The sequence below is a fragment of the Sphingobium sp. S6 genome, assembly GCF_905120495.1.
Lineage (GTDB): Bacteria > Pseudomonadota > Alphaproteobacteria > Sphingomonadales > Sphingomonadaceae > Sphingobium > Sphingobium agri.
In genome coordinates, this window is the sequence record NZ_CAJHOG010000001.1 from 994,241 (window position 1) to 1,010,615 (window position 16,375).

The 16,375-nt window shown below is 62.4% G+C and carries 18 protein-coding genes; 10 read left to right on the forward strand and 8 right to left on the reverse strand.

The window, feature by feature from the left end:
* Positions 1–96 precede the first annotated feature (96 nt).
* From SPHS8_RS05125 to SPHS8_RS05135, 3 genes are all read left to right on the forward strand, one after another.
* On the forward strand, positions 97–1,026 hold the full coding sequence (locus SPHS8_RS05125; protein WP_201514535.1) for a DUF808 domain-containing protein: 930 nt from the start codon (positions 97–99) through the stop codon (positions 1,024–1,026).
* 117 nt (positions 1,027–1,143) lie between these two features.
* Entirely contained in the window at positions 1,144–2,520 is a 1,377-nt protein-coding gene (locus SPHS8_RS05130) for an MATE family efflux transporter (RefSeq protein WP_201514877.1), read from the forward strand.
* Between the two features lie 83 nt (positions 2,521–2,603).
* On the forward strand, positions 2,604–2,924 hold the full coding sequence (locus SPHS8_RS05135; protein WP_097092831.1) for a hypothetical protein: 321 nt from the start codon (positions 2,604–2,606) through the stop codon (positions 2,922–2,924).
* 34 nt (positions 2,925–2,958) lie between these two features.
* On the opposite strand, the gene SPHS8_RS05140 is transcribed toward SPHS8_RS05135, so the two are convergent.
* The 3 genes from SPHS8_RS05140 to SPHS8_RS05150 all read right to left on the reverse strand — a co-directional run bounded on the left by SPHS8_RS05140 (position 2,959) and on the right by SPHS8_RS05150 (position 5,352).
* Positions 2,959–3,729, reverse strand: a complete 771-nt coding sequence (locus SPHS8_RS05140) for an ABC transporter permease (protein ID WP_097091901.1) — start codon at positions 3,727–3,729, stop codon at positions 2,959–2,961.
* On the reverse strand, positions 3,726–4,658 hold the full coding sequence (locus SPHS8_RS05145; RefSeq protein WP_201514537.1) for an ABC transporter ATP-binding protein: 933 nt from the start codon (positions 4,656–4,658) through the stop codon (positions 3,726–3,728). The genes SPHS8_RS05140 and SPHS8_RS05145 overlap by 4 nt, the downstream gene beginning before the upstream one ends.
* 64 nt (positions 4,659–4,722) lie before the next feature.
* Complete coding sequence (locus SPHS8_RS05150) at positions 4,723–5,352, reverse strand: class I SAM-dependent methyltransferase (protein WP_201514538.1); 630 nt, start codon at positions 5,350–5,352, stop codon at positions 4,723–4,725.
* A gap of 360 nt (positions 5,353–5,712) precedes the next feature.
* Between SPHS8_RS05150 and SPHS8_RS05155 the strand changes: the two genes are divergently transcribed.
* Complete coding sequence (locus tag SPHS8_RS05155) at positions 5,713–6,015, forward strand: glycine zipper 2TM domain-containing protein (RefSeq protein WP_097091904.1); 303 nt, start codon at positions 5,713–5,715, stop codon at positions 6,013–6,015.
* Between the two features lie 72 nt (positions 6,016–6,087).
* On the opposite strand, the gene SPHS8_RS05160 is transcribed toward SPHS8_RS05155, so the two are convergent.
* Together SPHS8_RS05160 and SPHS8_RS05165 are read right to left on the reverse strand one after the other, a co-directional pair.
* A complete protein-coding gene (locus SPHS8_RS05160) occupies positions 6,088–6,372 on the reverse strand; it encodes a hypothetical protein (RefSeq protein WP_236574971.1) in 285 nt (94 codons plus the stop codon).
* A 136-nt stretch (positions 6,373–6,508) separates the two neighbouring features.
* Entirely contained in the window at positions 6,509–6,916 is a 408-nt protein-coding gene (locus SPHS8_RS05165) for an EVE domain-containing protein (protein WP_201514539.1), read from the reverse strand.
* 109 nt (positions 6,917–7,025) lie between these two features.
* Between SPHS8_RS05165 and SPHS8_RS05170 the strand changes: the two genes are divergently transcribed.
* Positions 7,026–7,931, forward strand: coding sequence for an isopenicillin N synthase family dioxygenase (locus SPHS8_RS05170; protein ID WP_443018566.1), 906 nt, complete (start codon positions 7,026–7,028; stop codon positions 7,929–7,931).
* A 12-nt stretch (positions 7,932–7,943) separates the two neighbouring features.
* Here the strand turns inward: SPHS8_RS05170 and SPHS8_RS05175 are convergent, their stop codons facing one another.
* Positions 7,944–8,327, reverse strand: a complete 384-nt coding sequence (locus SPHS8_RS05175) for a dihydroneopterin aldolase (RefSeq protein ID WP_201514541.1) — start codon at positions 8,325–8,327, stop codon at positions 7,944–7,946.
* Between the two features lie 93 nt (positions 8,328–8,420).
* Between SPHS8_RS05175 and SPHS8_RS05180 the strand changes: the two genes are divergently transcribed.
* Genes SPHS8_RS05180 through SPHS8_RS05195 form a run of 4 tightly spaced genes read left to right on the forward strand, consistent with a single transcriptional unit; the run spans position 8,421 to position 11,367 of the window.
* Positions 8,421–8,957, forward strand: coding sequence for a GNAT family N-acetyltransferase (locus SPHS8_RS05180; RefSeq protein ID WP_201514542.1), 537 nt, complete (start codon positions 8,421–8,423; stop codon positions 8,955–8,957).
* A gap of 43 nt (positions 8,958–9,000) precedes the next feature.
* Positions 9,001–9,567, forward strand: coding sequence for a DUF1285 domain-containing protein (locus tag SPHS8_RS05185; RefSeq protein WP_097091908.1), 567 nt, complete (start codon positions 9,001–9,003; stop codon positions 9,565–9,567).
* A complete protein-coding gene (locus SPHS8_RS05190) occupies positions 9,564–10,175 on the forward strand; it encodes a CoA pyrophosphatase (protein WP_201514543.1) in 612 nt (203 codons plus the stop codon). Before SPHS8_RS05185 ends, SPHS8_RS05190 begins: the two co-directional genes overlap by 4 nt.
* Entirely contained in the window at positions 10,156–11,367 is a 1,212-nt protein-coding gene (locus tag SPHS8_RS05195; RefSeq protein WP_201514544.1) for a CCA tRNA nucleotidyltransferase, read from the forward strand. Before SPHS8_RS05190 ends, SPHS8_RS05195 begins: the two co-directional genes overlap by 20 nt.
* Here SPHS8_RS05195 and SPHS8_RS05200 read toward each other — a convergent pair.
* Together SPHS8_RS05200 and parC are read right to left on the reverse strand one after the other, a co-directional pair.
* On the reverse strand, positions 11,331–13,082 hold the full coding sequence (locus tag SPHS8_RS05200) for a putative bifunctional diguanylate cyclase/phosphodiesterase (protein ID WP_201514552.1): 1,752 nt from the start codon (positions 13,080–13,082) through the stop codon (positions 11,331–11,333). The genes SPHS8_RS05195 and SPHS8_RS05200 overlap by 37 nt on opposite strands.
* Positions 13,083–13,166: 84 nt before the next feature.
* Positions 13,167–15,455, reverse strand: a complete 2,289-nt coding sequence (gene parC, locus SPHS8_RS05205; RefSeq protein ID WP_201514555.1) for a DNA topoisomerase IV subunit A — start codon at positions 15,453–15,455, stop codon at positions 13,167–13,169.
* Between the two features lie 144 nt (positions 15,456–15,599).
* On the opposite strand from parC, the gene otsB reads away from it, so the two are divergent.
* Positions 15,600–16,361, forward strand: coding sequence for a trehalose-phosphatase (otsB, locus tag SPHS8_RS05210; protein WP_201514556.1), 762 nt, complete (start codon positions 15,600–15,602; stop codon positions 16,359–16,361).
* Positions 16,362–16,375 lie beyond the last annotated feature (14 nt).

The window sequence follows — 16,375 nt, forward strand, 5'->3', positions numbered from 1 at the left end:
TGCGGGTCATTGCCCCTGCCCCGCCCCGTCTCTATGAGCCTGGGCGGTAACGGCTCGCGCTTGTGCCTGGGGCCTGAAACAGGGGAAATCTAGCCAATGCCTTCGGGTCTCATCGCGCTGCTCGACGATGTAGCGGGAATAGCCAAGCTCACTGCCACCTCGCTGGACGATGTTGCCGCCGCCGCGGGCAGGGCTGGCTCAAAGGCAGCCGGTGTCGTGATCGATGACGCGGCAGTTACCCCGCGCTATGTCGTGGGACTGACGCCCGATCGCGAACTGCCCATCATCTGGAAGATCGCGCGCGGTTCGCTGCGCAACAAGCTGCTTTTCCTGTTGCCCGCCGCACTGCTGATGAGTGCCTTTGCGCCGTGGCTTCTCCCGCCGCTGCTGATGCTGGGCGGTGCATTCCTCTGCTTCGAAGCGGTCGAAAAGCTGCTGGAAGCGGTGCAAGGCGGCCATGACGTGGCGGAGGAAGCCCTGGCCACGCACAGTTCGCAGGAATTGGAGGATCAGAAGGTGTCCGGCGCCATCCGCACCGACTTCATCCTTTCCGGTGAGATCATGGCGATCGCGCTCGGCACCGTTGCGGCGGAACCGCTCTGGGAACAGGCGCTGATTCTGGTCGTCGTGGCGGTCCTCATTACGGCGGGCGTCTATGGGGTCGTCGGCTTCATCGTGAAAATGGACGATATCGGCTTGCACCTGGCGGAACGTTCTTCATCGGCGGCGCGCGCCGTGGGACGCGGGCTGGTCCATGCCATGCCCGTCCTGATGAAGATCCTCTCGGTGGTGGGCACCGCGGCCATGCTGTGGGTCGGCGGCGGCCTGATCGTCCATGGCCTGCATGAATTTCACTGGGACTTGATCCCCGGCGCCATCCACCACGCTGCCGAGAGCGTGGCAGCGGCCGCGCCTGCGATCGGGCACTTCCTTGATTGGACCGTGAATGCAATCGGCGGGGCCATCGTCGGCCTGGTGATCGGCGGGATCATCGTCGCGGTGCTGCACTTGTTCAAAAGACATTAAGCACGCGACTGCGTTCGAAGCTTGGTTGCCTGCCAGGCAAACCTTACCTCAGTTTGGTTCGCCGAACTCCGGGCGAACGGCGCAAAGCCTGCCGGGTAAGGCGAACTGAAGATGGAAATGCTCCAAACTCCGTCCCCTTGGCGCGTCGAAGCGAGCGCCCTGCTCGCGCTTGCTCTACCTATGATCGCGGGCAACGTAGCGTGGGCAGGAATTGCCGCAACCGACCTTCTGCTGATCGGCCGCCTGGGCGCAAAGGGTGTGGCGGCGGGCGCGCTTGCCATCAACCTCTTCCATGCCTTGCTCATCTTCGGCATGGGCCTTGTCACAGCCGCCGCGCCGCTCATCGCCAACGAACGAGGCCGCCGCCGCCATTCCGTTCGCGATGTTCGCCGCACGGTTCAGCAAACCCTGCGGGCCGCCTTTTTCTTTGTCCTCCCCGCCTGGCTCCTGCTCTGGCAGAGCGAGGCCATCCTGCTCGCCATGGGCCAGCAGCCGGACCTCGCACATCAGGCAGGCCTGATGATGCGCGGCCTGCAATGGGCGCTGCTCCCGTTCCTGGCTTTCACCACGTTGCGCAATTTCATATCCGCGCTGGAACGGCCGATCTGGGCCGTTGTCATCATGCTGCTCGCCATCCCGTTCAACGTCCTCGCGGGCTGGGCACTCATCTTCGGCAATCTCGGGCTGCCAGCGCTTGGGCTTCTGGGCGCGGGACTAGCCAGCACCCTTTCCTCCTGCTTTCTGTTCCTCAGCCTGCTTGGCGTCATACTGATCGACCGCCGCTTTCGTCGTTATCGGGTGATGGGCCGCTTCTGGACCCGCGACCGCGAGCGGCATCGTGCCGTCTGGGCCTTAGGCCTGCCGATCGCCATCACCGTTGGGTTTGAAACCACCGTGTTCAACGCCTCGGCCTTGCTCATGGGCCTCATCGGTCAGGCTTCCCTCGCTGCCCATGCTGTCGCCATCCAGATCGCCGCGCTGCTGTTCATGGTGCCGATGGGCATCGGGCAGGCAGCGACCGTGCGCGTCGGCCTTGCCCACGGGCGCGGCGATTCAGCGGCGATCGGACGCGCGGGGTGGCTCGCGCTTCTTCTCGGCTTCGGCTTCGCACTGGGTGCCGCCATCCTGCTCATCACTGTTCCCCGCCTGCTGATCGGCGCTTTTCTCGACCTGACCGATCCTGCCAACAACCAGACCGCAGCGCTTGCAGTGAGCTTCCTCGCGGTCGCTGCGCTGTTCCAGCTCGTCGACGCCACCCAGGCCGTGGCTGCAGGCGTCTTGCGCGGCCTGCACGACACCAAAGTGCCCATGATCTTTGCGCTCGTCGGCTATTGGATCATCGGCGTCGGCGTGGGGACCATCCTTGCCTTCCCGCTCGGCATGAAGGGCCTGGGCATCTGGTTCGGGCTAGCGAGCGGCCTTGGAGTGGTAGCGGTGCTGCTGCTCGCGCGATGGATGATGCGCTACCGGCTGGGCCTCGTCGGCTCACCCTGAAAAGCGCCCGGATGCACTTTAGGAGCATGCTGCGGCGCACAAAGCAATTGAAGACAGCCTGCGAATCGGTAATGACGACAATCATGACTGCCCCAACGACCATTTTCGAAGCCATCGCGCTCCAGAAATGCCTGAAGGCGACCTATAACAAGATGGTCGTCAAGCTGGCGCCCCACATCCTCTACACGCGCCATGATGAGATGTTCATCGACGCTGTCACCGTGGAGCGTGAAGGCGGCCCCCCGCGCGAATTGAAGCTCGGCACGTTCAAGCTCGCGGGCCTCAACGACGTCTCCATCCTCGATGAGACGTTCGAGGCCATGTACGGCCTCTACAATGAGGATGACGACAAATATAAAGGGGTGACCCTGTTCGCCGTCGCGCCCGAAAGCGCGGCCGCCTGACAATTTTGGGAGCGGCCACGCGGCGCCGCTCCGGTCATTTCTTCAGCCGGTAACCTGTCCGGAAAACCCATCCGATGGCGGTCAGGCACACTGCTAGCATCGCCGCGATGAAGAGCAGGCTGAACTCGATCCCCACATCGCCCCGACCGAAGAAGGTCCAGCGGAAACCCGACACCAGATAGACGATCGGGTTGAACAAGGTGATCGTACGCCAGGGCTCGGCCAGCATATGCACCGAGTAAAAGGCGCCGCCGAGGAACGTCATCGGCATGATCAGCAGCATCGGAATGACCTGCAACTGCTCGAAGCTTTGCGCCCAAATGCCCAGGATAAATCCGAACAGGCAGAAACTGACCGCTATCAGCACCATGAACGCCGCCATGGCGACAGGATGTTCGACATGGACGTCTACAAACAGATGGGCCGTCACGAAGATGATCGTTCCGACGCTCAATGACTTGGTGGCCGCCGCGCCTACATAAGCGATGACGGTCTCGGTCGCCGACACGGGCGCGGAAAGCAACTCATAGATGGTGCCCGCGAATTTCGGCATGTAGATGCCGAAGCTCGCATTGAAGATGCTCTCGGTGAACATCGACATCATGATCAGACCAGGCACGATGAAGGCGGCATAGTCGATGCCGTCGATCTGCGTCATCCGCGATCCGATCGCCCCGCCGAACACGACGAAATAGAGCGATGTGGTGATCACCGGCACAAGCAAGCCGGTCAGCAGGGTACGGCTGAACCTGTGCAACTCGAACTTGTAGATCGACCAGATGGCCCGATAGTTGAACCCGCTCATGCCGCCTTCTCCTGATGGACCAGGCTGACGAAGATATCTTCCAGGCTGCTCTGCTGCGTGTTGAGATCCTTGTAGCCAATGCCAAGGTCGCCAAGCCTGCGCAGCAGCGACGATACGCCAGTCCGCTCCGCCCGAGTATCGAACACATATTCGATCTCGCTTCCATCGGACTTGAGCGCCAAATCCCACTCGCCAAGTTCCGGCGGGATCTGCGTCAGCGGCTGGGCCAGCGTCACCGTCAGGCTCTTCTTCCCCAGCTTCTTCATCAGGGCGGTCTTCTCTTCGACCAGGATCAGCTCACCCTTGTTGATCACGCCCACACGGTCGGCCATTTCCTCGGCCTCCTCGATATAGTGGGTCGTGAGAATGATGGTGACGCCGGTTTGCCGCAATTCACCGATCAGCTTCCACATGTCGCGGCGCAGTTCGACGTCGACGCCAGCCGTCGGCTCATCCAGGAACAGCACGCGCGGCTCATGGCTGAGCGCCTTGGCGATCATCACGCGCCGTTTCATGCCACCCGACAATTCAAGCATCTTGTTGTTGCGCTTGTCCCACAAGGACAGGTCGCGCAGCACCTTCTCGATATAGGCGTCGTCGCGCGGCTTGCCGAACAGCCCCCGGGAAAAACGCACGGTGTCGATCACCCGTTCGAACGCATCGGTGTGCAGTTCCTGCGGCACCAGCCCAATAGCGGAGCGCGAGCCGCGATAGCTGCGCACGATGTCATGCCCGGCGACCGTCACCGTGCCTCCGGTTGGCCGCACATTGCCGCAGATGATGGAGATCATCGTCGTCTTGCCCGCGCCATTAGGGCCCAGCAGGGCGAATATCTCGCCCTCCTCAATCTCCAGCTCGATGCCCTTGAGTGCCTGATATCCCGAAGCGTAGCTTTTCTTCAGCCCGGACACGGTAATGATGGACGCCATGCGCGCGAATGCCCCTCTTTATCTGCACGCCTAGATAAGGTCGCACGGCCTGTGCGCAACCGGACTATTCGCCGCGGCGGTGAAAGCGGAAGACGGTGGCGGGCGGAAAGTTGCGCACGGTCTGTCCCACGCGCGCGACTTCCAGGTCCAGCGCGTGCAGCACGTCGCGGCTGACAGGCGGGCGTGTCGAATAGGTGAACTGGATGAAATTGCCGCCCGGGCGCAGCATGCGGAACGCTTCGGACAAAATATCAGCGTGCATGTGCCGGTCCATCGCCAGCAAGGGCAAGCCGCTCACCACCGTCTGATATTGGCCCGGTTCACCGGCCGCCGCCGTCGAGACGATCTGGGCGGGCGTTTCCAGCACCGACACATGAGGAAAGTGCCGCCGCAGGCCGCGCGCAAAGGCCGGATTGATCTCCACCACTTCAAGCTTCTCAGCCGCCAGGCCCGTTTGCAGGATCGCGCGGGTAAACACGCCAGTGCCGCCGCCCAGTTCCATCACCCGGCCATCTGACGGATCGATATGGGCCACCATCAAACGCGCTAGGTAGCGGCTGCTCGGCACCACGGACGCGGTCTGTCGCGGCTTCTTAACCCAGGCCGCGAGGAAATCGAGATACTCCGTCGCCCGCGCGCGAAATTCGCTTCGGGGCATGGTGATGGCCCGGCCACGTTTGGACTTGTCATGCATGAGCGATAGTTGACCGGGAACATGTCATCGCGACTCCCCTTAGCGAGCCCGGCGGGCGCCGTCGATTGGCTTTAACATGTCTGTAGATCGCAAATTTTTCACTTGCGCGGCACCCGTCGCATTTTTCGTGAAAGTCGTCGGGTAAACGCCCTTAATAAGAGCATCGGACCAGACACGCAGGCGCTGAACTCCACTATCCAGCCGATTTATGGCTCCCGATCGCCGCATTGCGCTCAACCAGCCACATTTATCCGAAAAGTTTCATTTCTATTTCAGCAGTTTAGCTCGTTGCCGCAGGTTCATGCAACCTCGTCCACTATCAGCGGGTTCAACAGCAAATCATTGTTTCGGAGGAGAATTATGCGCAAAGCCATTATCGCCCTGTCGGCCCTTTCGATGGCCATCCCCGTGTCCATGGCTATCCCCACGGATGGCGCCAGCGCCCGCGACGGTTACCGCTATCGCGAATGGCGTGGCCGTGACGGACGCATGTATTGCCGCAAGTCGAACGGCACGACCGGCTTGATCGTCGGCGGCGTGGGCGGCGCGCTGCTCGGCCGCGCCATCGATACCCGTGGCGATCGTGCGACCGGCACGATCCTCGGCGCTGCCGGTGGCGCGCTGCTGGGCAAGGAAATCGACAGCAAGCGCCGCTGCCGCTAATCTATTAATGCACAGCAAAGGGCGGTTCCCCGACCGGGAGCCGCCCTTTTCATATATGGTAAGGATGGGCGCTTATTTTGAAGCGGCGCCGCGGGCTTCTTCAACCTTGAAGGCAACCGGCTGGCCGCCCGACACGCCAGACACCTTGCCCTTGCGAACCGCTAGGTTGAACGCCACGGCATCGGGATAGCGACGGCCGGAAATCTGCTGCCCGGTCTTGGTATCCTTCACCTCATACACATAAGTGTAGCCTTCATGGGTGAAGCGCTGCTTGCCTTCTTCAGCTTGAGCGGGTGCCAGAGCGGCAGCGATGGTGGCAACTGCACCGGTAAGAATGAATTTCGACAGCATTCGCATAGGTTTTCTCCTTGTGAATGCCGATCAAACACCTCTGCATCTTCTTGTTCTGTTGGCCGCCAGCCTATGCGCAAGCCACAGGCCTGCAATCGCAAAAAACGGATCACCAGTTGCGGTTGACGCAACCGGCGGAACTTCACGCCTCGGACAGGGAAAGGATGTGACGGAACTGAGCTTCGGTGAGGGGAGCAACCGACAGACGTGATTGGCGTAGCATTACCATATCGGCCAGCGCCGGGTCGGCCTTCATCGTCTTCAACGTCACGGGCTTTTTGAGCTTCCGCTCCGGCGCGACATGAACAGCGATCCACTTGCCGCTTTCATCGGTACTGTCGGGAGCCGCTTCCTCGACGATCTTCATGATGCCGACCGCTTCGACACCGATATTGCTGTGGTAAAAGATCGACAGATCGCCCTTGCGCATCGCCTTCATGTTCAGCTGCGCCGCATGGTTGCGCACGCCATCCCACTCGGCCTTTCCTTTCTCGACCAGGTCGTCATAGGAAAAGACATCGGGTTCAGATTTCATGAGCCAGTAGTTCATGACCGCCTCCTTGCCTCAGCCGAAGGGGACGATCAAGGATCGGACCGTCATTTGAAGGGAAAGTCGAAACTTGCCGCACGCAACCCTGGACCAGGTCCCGCTGCTGTCGATGACAGCGATGACGAAGCAGGATTTTGCGGCGGCGCTCGGCGATTCGTTTCGGGAGTTCGGCTTTGCCATGGTGAAGGACCATGGCATGGACGCCGCCCTGATCGAGGATGGCTGGCGGATCGCCCGCGCCTTCTTCGCTCTGCCAGATGATGTGAAGCGCCGCTATGACGCCAGCGGCAATGGCGGCCAGCGGGGCTACACGGCGTTCGGACGAGAAATCGCCAAGGGCGCGAGCGAAAATGACCTGAAGGAATTCTGGCATGTCGGCCGCGATCTGCCCACAACACATCGGCTGACTGCCTCCATGCCTCCCAACATCTGGCCGAAGGAAATTCCATATTTCCAACAGCTTTTCAGCCGCCTCTATGATGAGTTCGATCGTACCGGCGCTGAACTGCTGGCTGCGATCGCCCTTGATCTCGGGCTGCCGGAACGCTGGTTCGACGACGCTATCGAAGACGGCAATTCGATCCTGCGCCTGCTGCACTATCCACCTGTTTCGGCAGAAGCTCCGGGCATTCGTGCTGCCCCGCATGAGGACATCAACCTCATCACCCTGCTGCTCGGCGCAGAAGAAGGCGGGCTTGAAATCCAGGACCGCCAAGGCAACTGGCTGCCCGTCATACCCCCGCCCGGCGCGCTGGCGATCAACGTCGGCGACATGCTCCAGCGGCTTACCAACCACCGCCTGCGATCAACCAGCCACCGCGTCGTCAACCCTCCTCCGGAAAGACGCGGCATGGCTCGCTATTCCATGCCCTTCTTCCTGCACCTGCGCCCGGATTTCCTGATCGATCCGCTGCCGCAATGCGTCGATGCCGACCACCCCCGCCGCGATCCGCCCATCACCGCGCACGACTATCTGGTCGAGCGGCTGCGCGAGATCGGATTGGTGAAAGGCTGAACGCCTGCCAGCCTATTTGCGCCACCGGCCCAAGGTGATGCCGATTTCTTCGCCCTTCTCGCTCAGCGCTAGTTTTATGATCTTAACTTCGACCTGCAACACCTTGTCATCCTGAAGAAAAATGGTGTCGATGATATGATCCGCCACCGCTTCGATCAGCGTGAAATGCTGCCCCTCCGGCAACGCAGCCGTAGCCGCATGCTTCAGGTCCATGTAATTTTTCGAGCGGGATAGGGGCGTATCCAGCTCATAATGATCGGCGACCTTCAACCGCGCGCGGATGGATATGCGCAGCGGCTGCGGCAAGTGGGTTTCTTCCGAATAGATGCCCGTCAGGACATCGACGTCCAGATGATTGACCTCCAGCGTCAGAAAATCGTCAAATCCGCTGTTCATGGCTTTCCTGCTGCTGGCGATGGCCAGAATAGACTTTAATTTTGTGGAGCAGGCGCTAATCCCGCCGCTCCCGGCGCGGTCCATGCGCCATTGATGGCGGATCGGCAAGACGTGTCTCATATTGTGCCCCTCAACATCGTGGCGGAAGAGGCGATCGAGCGGCTGCTCGACGCAGCCTTCGGCCCCGACCGGCACGGCCGCACCGCCTATCTGATCCGGCAAGGCATGCCGTGGGTGCCGGAGCTTTCCTTCGGCATGATGGACGAACATGGGGAACTGGTAGGATCGCTGCAAAGCTGGCCGGTCGCCCTCACCCATGCCGACGGAACGCAGACGCCCCTCATCATGGTGGGTCCCGTCGCCGTGTCACCGGCACTTCAGCGGACCGGCCATGGCCGTGCTTTGATGGACGCGGTCGTCAATGCAGCCCGCGCCCATCATAGCGAGCCGCTGATGATGATCGGCGATCCGGAATATTATGGCCGCTTCTGGGGCTTTTCCGCCGCGGCCACTGGCGGCTGGACATGTCCTGGCCCGTATGAAGCGCGCCGCCTGCTCGCCCTTTCGGCCGATGGCGCGGCGATCGGGGGAGTAGGCATGCTTGGACCGCGAATCACCGCGCCGGTTTGATTTCCCTTTTGCCTTCCCCGCCGCGTGATCCTATCTCGGCGGCATGCCGATGGACCCACTGCCCGATCTCGCAAGCCTGTCTCTCGCCGACATAGTTCGCCTGGCGGAGGAAAAGCGGCTGCCGCCGGTCGACAAGTGGAACCCCGATCATTGCGGCGACAGCGAAATGCGCATCGCCCGCGACGGCACATGGTTCCATCAAGGCTCGCCGATCGGCCGCGAGACGATGGTGCGGCTCTTTTCCACCATCCTGCGACGTGAGAGCGATGGCTCCTATGTTCTTGTAACACCGGTTGAAAAGCTTTCCATTGAGGTGGAGGATGCGCCTTTCCTCGCCGTCGAGCTCAAAAGCGAGGGCGAAGGCCGCAGCCGCGCTCTGGCCTTTCGCCTCAACACCGGTGACCTCATTCCCGCAGGGCCCGAACACCCTCTGGTCATCCGGGAAACACCGGACGGCCCGCACCCCTATCTTCATGTGCGCGGCGGACTTGAGGCGTTGGTCAATCGCAGCGTCTATTATGAGTTGATGAACCTCGCCCTTGATGAAGCGAACGATCCGGTCGGCCTGTGGAGCAACGGCGCCTTCTATCGGCTGGACGGTTGCGCATGAGCCTGGCCGACCAGCTGCGATCCGCGCTGGCGCAAGGACATGCGCGTGAAGTCGGGCTCACGACATCGGACACCCGCGATCCCCGCATCGATGGGGAGCTTGTGCTCGCGCCTGCCGCCGTGCTCGTCGCCATCACCGACCGGCCGGAGCCCGGCCTCATCCTCACGGAGCGCGCGGCGTCCCTGCGCAAGCATGCGGGGCAGATCGCCTTCCCCGGCGGCCGCGTGGATCAGGAAGACGCCAGCGAGATCGCCGGTGCGCTGAGAGAGGCGCAGGAGGAAATAGCGCTCGCTCCAGAAGTGGTGGATGTGATCGGCACGACGGACCGCTATCATACCTTCACCGGCTTCGACATTGTCCCCGTGCTGGGCGTGATCCCCCCGGACCTGCCGCTGACGCCTCAGGCGGACGAGGTTGCCGATTGGTTTGAACTGCCCCTCTCTTTCGCTCTCGACCCCGCAAATCGTATCAAGCATGCCGTTCAGTTTCAGGGGGTTGAGCGGCATTATTATGAAATCATGTGGAACGGTCGCCGCATCTGGGGCATCACCGCCGCCATCCTTGCCAATCTGTCGCGGAGGCTCGACCTTGACCGCCTTGTTGCCTGACGCCGACTGGCGCCACCGGCCCGGCCTCGATGGCCTGCTCGCCGCGCTTGGGGCCGATCAGGGCCTTGCCCGCTATGTCGGGGGAGCGGTGCGCGACGGGCTGCTGGGGCTTCCCGTCAACGACCTCGACATCGCCACCGCGCTGGAACCGCAGCAAGTGGTGAAGCGGCTCAAGGCCGCCGGGATCAAAGCGGTGCCCACCGGCATCGACCATGGCACCGTCACCGCCGTGATCGCGGGATGGCCTGTTGAAATCACCACCTTGCGCCGCGACGTCAGCACGGACGGACGCCGTGCGACTATCGCCTATACCGCGGACTGGCGCGAGGATGCCGCCCGACGTGACTTCACGATCAACGCCCTTTACGCCGATCCCTACACCCATGAAGTGACCGATTTTTTCGGCGGCGTCGATGATCTGCGCGCAGGCCGCGTCCGCTTCATAGGCAGCGCCGCTGAACGCATCGCGGAGGATCATCTGCGCATCATGCGCTACTTCCGCTTCCTCGCCCGCTTCGGACGCGGCACGCTGGACGAAGACGCCTATGAGGCCTGCCGCGCCGCCGCCAACAGCCTCATGGCTCTGTCGCGCGAGCGGATTGCCGACGAACTGCTGAAGCTGCTTGCCCTTCCCGACCCGCTCGCTTCGCTCCACCTGATGGTCGAAGGCGGCATTTTTCGTCCCGTACTCCCCGAAATCGGCACGGATGGGCTTGCGCGGGTAGAACAGCTTGTGGCGCGCGAGATCGAGGCGGCTGTCCCGCCCGCCGCCCTGCGGCGCTTAGCCGCCCTGCTGCCTCCCGACGCGCGAACGGCCGATGCGGTAGGCGCACGGCTGAAACTGTCCAACAAGGCCCGCAAGCGTCTCAGCGTGGCTCTTGAAGCGATGGCTCCCACAGTTCCGGCCAGGGCACTTGCCTTCCATGTCGGTGTGGAAGGCGCGATTGATCGACTCCTGCTCGACCCCTCATCACCGATCGACAGCATTGCCCAAATCGAAGGCTGGACCCCGCCTCAACTGCCGATCGGCGGGGGCGCCCTCATCACGCGCGGCCTGACGCCCGGTCCTGACGTGGCCAAAGCCTTGGGGGAAGTCCAACGCATCTGGGTAGAGGAAGACTTCCCGGAGGAAGGCCGTGTCGACCAGATCGCGGATCAGATCGTTTCGAAATTCCAGCGCGCCCGCCAATAATCGAACGCCTCATTTTCCGGCATCGGGCGCGCAAAATAAAAGCCCTGTCCATGGCCGCAGCCCATGGATTGCAGCGCGTGGGCCAGTTCCTGCGTCTCGATACCCTCGGCCGTGACATGCAGGTTCAGTGATTCGGCCAGCGAGAGAATCGTACGGACGATCGCCTGCTTGTCCTTGTCTTCCAGCATGGTGGACACGAAGCTGCGGTCGATCTTCAAAATATCGATCGGCAGGCTGTGCAAGCTGGCAAGGTTCGAATAGCCCGTGCCGAAATCGTCCATCGCGATCGGCATCTGGAGGTCTTTCAGCGCCACCAGCAGCTTGCGCGCCTTGTCCGGGTCGGCGATGATCGCGCTTTCCGTCAGTTCGACGGTCAGGCGCTTGCCCGACACGCCAGAATAGCGCAGCGCTTCCTCGAACATCGACGCCACATCGTCGCGCGCCATCTGGATCGGGGACAGGTTCACATTGATTCCGACCGGCAGAGCCTGCCCGAACTTGGCATCCCACCGGCTAAGCGCCTGCGCGGCCTCATAGGCCGCCCATCGCCCAAGCGGCGTGATCAGGCCGCTTTCCTCTGCCACCGCTATGAACTCGCAAGGCGACACATTGCCTAGGTCAGGATCATTCCAGCGAGCAAGTGCCTCGAACCCCGTGATCTCGCCCGTCTGCAACTGGATCAACGGCTGATAGGCCAGCGTCAGATCGCCCTGCGCCAAGGCCGTCCGGAGACGGCTTTCGATCGAAAAACGCCGCTGCGCTTCCTTGAGCACCCCGTTACGGTAGATTTCCACCTTGCCGCTACGCTTGGCGATCTTCACCGCCGCCTGCGCCTTGCGCACCACATCATCGGGATCATCATCAAGGCTGGTCGAAAGCGCACAGCCGATCGCGCAATCCACCCGAATCTGCAAATCACTCAGGCGGATCGGCGAGTTCAGCGCATCCTTGACCCTCTGAACGATATGAAGGCAGTCCGACAAGCCATTGTTCAGGCGCGCGAATATGGCGAAATCGTTGCCGCCGATCCGGGCCAGCACATCGCCCTGCCGCAGGTTGGACTTCAACCGTTTGGCGACCGTGATCAGCAGCTCGTCGCCAGCCATGGGACCTAGGGATTCGTTGACGCGGCTGAACCGGCTGAGGTCGATCGCGATGATCCCGAACTGCGAATTGCCCGCCCAAGGGGTATTGCGCAGCCGGTCGTCAATCTCTTCGCCGAAACCTGTCCGGTTGGGCAACGCTGTCAGCCCGTCCGACAATAATTCCCGCCGCAGGTTGCGTTCGGTGACGCGGTCGCTCGTCCGGTCCATCGCCGTGAACAGGATGAGGTTCACCCCCTCCTCATTCGAAGGCAGCAGGCCAGCCGTACAGGAGAAATATTCCGGCCCCAACGGCCCATCACGCCGCAGTTCAAATGATGAAGAGACATTCTCGGCGAGCGCAACCTCAAGGATCCGCTCTCGCCAATCCTGGCAATAGGGCATTTCCGCGTCGGGATCGCTGCTTTCCAGGAAGCTGCTGTAGAAAGTCTTGTTGACAGAAACGAGCTGCAAGTCACTGTCTTTGAAGCACAACATGGCCGCTGCATGCGGCACGGCCTCCAGCCAATGCTCCATTTCAGCCCGGCACCGCAGATGCGTGCGTTCGAACCTCGCAAGGAGGTTGTCGTCCAGCCTTTGACTTGGCCGAATACGCACAGGGACCGATTTCATACCCCCGGATTACGCACCAGTGGTAAATTTTCAGGAAACGACGGGATGTCATTTCAAGCAGATAAGCGGATTGTTACGCGATCGTCAAAAGCGGTTGTCCCGCGGAAAGCCGACCGGCGGCATCCGGCCTGCCGCGCCGCGCGCCACCCGCCACGGCGTCATATCCGCTTCGGTGCGCGTCCGGCCGCTTTCACCACCCATCGTCCAGCTCAAACCATCGCTCATGCGAAAAGCGACTGCATCCGATAGCCCGCCGTCACGATAGCGCTGCATCTGAACCCCCTGCCCACGTGCCATGCGCGGCATCTCCACCAGCGGGAATACCAGCAGCTTGCGATTTTCGCCCACCACGGCAACGCTGTCCGCTTCGGCCGCTATGACATGCACGACCGTCAGCCGGGCTCCGGCCCGCACATTCACCACCTGCTTGCCCTTGCGCGTTTCGGCGATGACGTCCGCCACCGCCGCGACGAAGCCCCTGCCGTCCGACGCCGCCAGCAGCAACTCGCTTCCCGCGCGGGCAGGGAACAGTGCCACAATGTCCCCCTGATCATCCATGTCGACCAGCGACCGCACCGGATCACCAAAGCCGCGTCCGCCCGGCAGCTTGTCCGCACCCAGCGTGAAGACGCGCCCGCTCGCCGTCGCCAGCAGCAGCTTGTCCGTGGTCTGCGCATGGAAGGCGATCTTGGGCCCGTCGCCTTCCTTGAACTTCAGCGTGTCGGCCGAAGCCAGGTCGCGATGACCGCTCATCGCCCTGATCCAGCCCCGCTCCGACAGAATGACCGTGATCGGCTCACGTTCGATCATCGCCTCGAGCGGGATTTCGCGCGCAGGCGCTGCTTCCTCGACCAAGGTACGCCGCTTGCCCATTTCCGTTTCCGGCGAGTAGCGCTTGCGCAGTTCCGCCAGATCCTTCTTCAACCGGTTGCGCTGGCGCGTCGGGCTCTCGACCAGCTTCGTCAGTTCGTCGCGTTCCTTCAGCAGTTGCGAATGCTCGCGCCGCAGCTCCATCTCCTCCAGCTTGCGCAGCGACCGCAGCCGCATGTTGAGGATGGCTTCGGCCTGCCGGTCGTTGAGCCCGAATTCCTCCATCATCACGGCCTTGGGCTCATCCTCGGTCCGGATGATCTCGATCACGCGGTCGAGGTTCAGATAGGCGATGATATAGCCGTCGAGCAGCTCCAGCCGGGCCGAGATCTTGTCCAGCCGATGGCGCGCACGCCGCACCAGCACGTCGATCTGATGCTTCAGCCACTCGATCAGCACCGGCTTCAAGCCCAGGACGCGCGGCGTACGCGTGGCGTCCAGCACGTTGAGGTTCAGCGGAAAGCGATTCTCCAGGTCCGTCAGCCGGAACAGGCTGTCCATCAGCACATCGGGATCGACCGTGCGTGCGCGCGGCTCGATGACGATCCGTATCTCCGCGTCGCTTTCATCGCGGACGTCCGCCAATATCGGCAGCTTCTTGTCATTGATCAGCGCGGCGATCTGCTCGATCAGCTTGGATTTCTGCACCTGGAACGGGATCTGAGTAACGATCGCCACCCACGTCCCACGCCCGCCATCCTCCTTGTGCCAGCGCGCCCGCGTGCGAAAGCTACCTCGGCCGGTCGCATAGGCTTCCGAGATGATCGAGGGACTATCCACCAGCACGCCGCCGGTCGGGAAATCGGGCCCACGCACGATCTGCATCAAATCGGCATGCTCAGCGTCGGGATTGTCGATCAGCAGGCTTGCCGCATCGATCAGCTCGGACACATTATGCGGCGGAATGCTGGTCGCCATGCCGACCGCGATCCCGCTCGCGCCATTGGCCAGCAAGTTGGGGAAAAGGCCCGGAAACACCTCCGGTTCTTCATCCTCGCCATTATAGGTCGGCCGGAACTCGACCGTTCCTTCGTCCAGCCCGGCCATCAGGTCGGCCGCCGCCTGGGTCAGCCGCGCTTCTGTATAGCGCATCGCCGCCGCATAATCGCCGTCGATATTGCCGAAATTGCCCTGCCCATCGACCAGCGGCGTACGGAGCGAAAAGTCCTGCGCCAACCGCACCATGGCGTCATAGACGGAGGTGTCGCCATGCGGGTGATATTTGCCGATGACGTCGCCCACCACGCGCGCGCATTTCTTGTAGGAAGTCGTATTGCGCGCAGGATTGGCGACCAGCACGTCCGGCGGAGCGCCACCCGGCTCCATCCGCAGCAGCCGCATGGCCCAGAGCAGGCGCCGATGCACCGGCTTCAACCCGTCGCGCAGGTCCGGCAGCGACCGTGCGGTGATGGTGGAGAGGGCGTAGACGAGGTAACGCTGCGACAGCGCCTCATCGAACGGGTGATCCTTGATAGCGTCGAACGGGTCGCGAAAATCGGTCATCGCGATCGGAATAGCAGCGCAACGACAAAACGGAAACGGGGATTGCGGGGTTCTCCCCACGTACGCAATCGGCTGTTCAAGGGAAAATACCTCACGGCTCCCTTGGGGACTTGCACATTTGCTGCGACGCGCCAATTTGCGCCCGTGTCCGATTCCATCCCCTCTCTCACCACCCTTTCCGCGCCGCCAGCTTCCCTGCTGACGGGCGCATCGCTCTTCCTTGATTTCGACGGCACCCTCGCGCCGATCGCCCCGACGCCCGACGGCGTCATCGTCGATGAAGAGTTGCTCGCCATGCTCGGGGATTTACGCGATGCGCTGGAAGGCCGTCTGGCGATCGTCAGCGGCCGGTCGATCGCGACATTGCGCGATCTTGGCTTTGGCGGCTTCCTGCTTGCCGGAACCCACGGGCTGGAGTTCGCCCAGCCCGGCGAACAGGTCGAAGCCCCTCCCCGCCGTCCAGCGGTGGACGATGCCGAAGCCGCTTTTCACCAGTTCGCCAAGGACAAGCCTGGCGTGCTTGTCGAACGCAAATCGATCAGCGTCGGCCTGCACTTTCGCGGCGCGCCTCAATGGGGGGAGCAGGCAGGCGAACTGGCCACCGACCTGGCCGAACGGCTTGGCCTCGCCGTCCAGCCGGGCAAGATGCTGTTCGAACTGCGCCCCGGCGGCGCGGACAAAGGCAGCGCGGTTCACGCCCTGATGGCCCGTTCTCCCATGGCTGGCGGCCGTCCGCTCTTCATCGGCGATGACGTCACGGATGAAGAAGGCTTCGCCGCCGCCGCCGAATTGGGTGGCGCGGGCATTCTGGTCGGCCCGCCGCGCGCAACGCTTGCCGCATTCTCTTTGGAACAGGTTGCCGCCGTCAGGCATTATCTTGAAAAGGGGGTCGTCAGGCCGGGCTGAGCCGTGGCTGGCGC

Bases quoted from the DNA above. Each gene is read 5' to 3' on its own strand.
- SPHS8_RS05125 (WP_201514535.1), top strand. From the start codon at position 97: ATGCCTTCGGGTCTCATCGCGCTGCTCGACGATGTAGCGGGAATAGCC.
- SPHS8_RS05130 (WP_201514877.1), top strand. From the start codon at position 1,144: ATGCTCCAAACTCCGTCCCCTTGGCGCGTCGAAGCGAGCGCCCTGCTC.
- SPHS8_RS05135 (WP_097092831.1), top strand. From the start codon at position 2,604: ATGACTGCCCCAACGACCATTTTCGAAGCCATCGCGCTCCAGAAATGC.
- SPHS8_RS05140 (WP_097091901.1), bottom strand. From the start codon at position 3,729: ATGAGCGGGTTCAACTATCGGGCCATCTGGTCGATCTACAAGTTCGAG.
- SPHS8_RS05145 (WP_201514537.1), bottom strand. From the start codon at position 4,658: ATGGCGTCCATCATTACCGTGTCCGGGCTGAAGAAAAGCTACGCTTCG.
- SPHS8_RS05150 (WP_201514538.1), bottom strand. From the start codon at position 5,352: ATGCATGACAAGTCCAAACGTGGCCGGGCCATCACCATGCCCCGAAGC.
- SPHS8_RS05155 (WP_097091904.1), top strand. From the start codon at position 5,713: ATGCGCAAAGCCATTATCGCCCTGTCGGCCCTTTCGATGGCCATCCCC.
- SPHS8_RS05160 (WP_236574971.1), bottom strand. From the start codon at position 6,372: ATGCGAATGCTGTCGAAATTCATTCTTACCGGTGCAGTTGCCACCATC.
- SPHS8_RS05165 (WP_201514539.1), bottom strand. From the start codon at position 6,916: ATGAACTACTGGCTCATGAAATCTGAACCCGATGTCTTTTCCTATGAC.
- SPHS8_RS05170 (WP_443018566.1), top strand. From the start codon at position 7,026: ATGACAGCGATGACGAAGCAGGATTTTGCGGCGGCGCTCGGCGATTCG.
- SPHS8_RS05175 (WP_201514541.1), bottom strand. From the start codon at position 8,327: ATGAACAGCGGATTTGACGATTTTCTGACGCTGGAGGTCAATCATCTG.
- SPHS8_RS05180 (WP_201514542.1), top strand. From the start codon at position 8,421: ATGGCGGATCGGCAAGACGTGTCTCATATTGTGCCCCTCAACATCGTG.
- SPHS8_RS05185 (WP_097091908.1), top strand. From the start codon at position 9,001: ATGCCGATGGACCCACTGCCCGATCTCGCAAGCCTGTCTCTCGCCGAC.
- SPHS8_RS05190 (WP_201514543.1), top strand. From the start codon at position 9,564: ATGAGCCTGGCCGACCAGCTGCGATCCGCGCTGGCGCAAGGACATGCG.
- SPHS8_RS05200 (WP_201514552.1), bottom strand. From the start codon at position 13,082: ATGAAATCGGTCCCTGTGCGTATTCGGCCAAGTCAAAGGCTGGACGAC.
- parC (WP_201514555.1), bottom strand. From the start codon at position 15,455: ATGACCGATTTTCGCGACCCGTTCGACGCTATCAAGGATCACCCGTTC.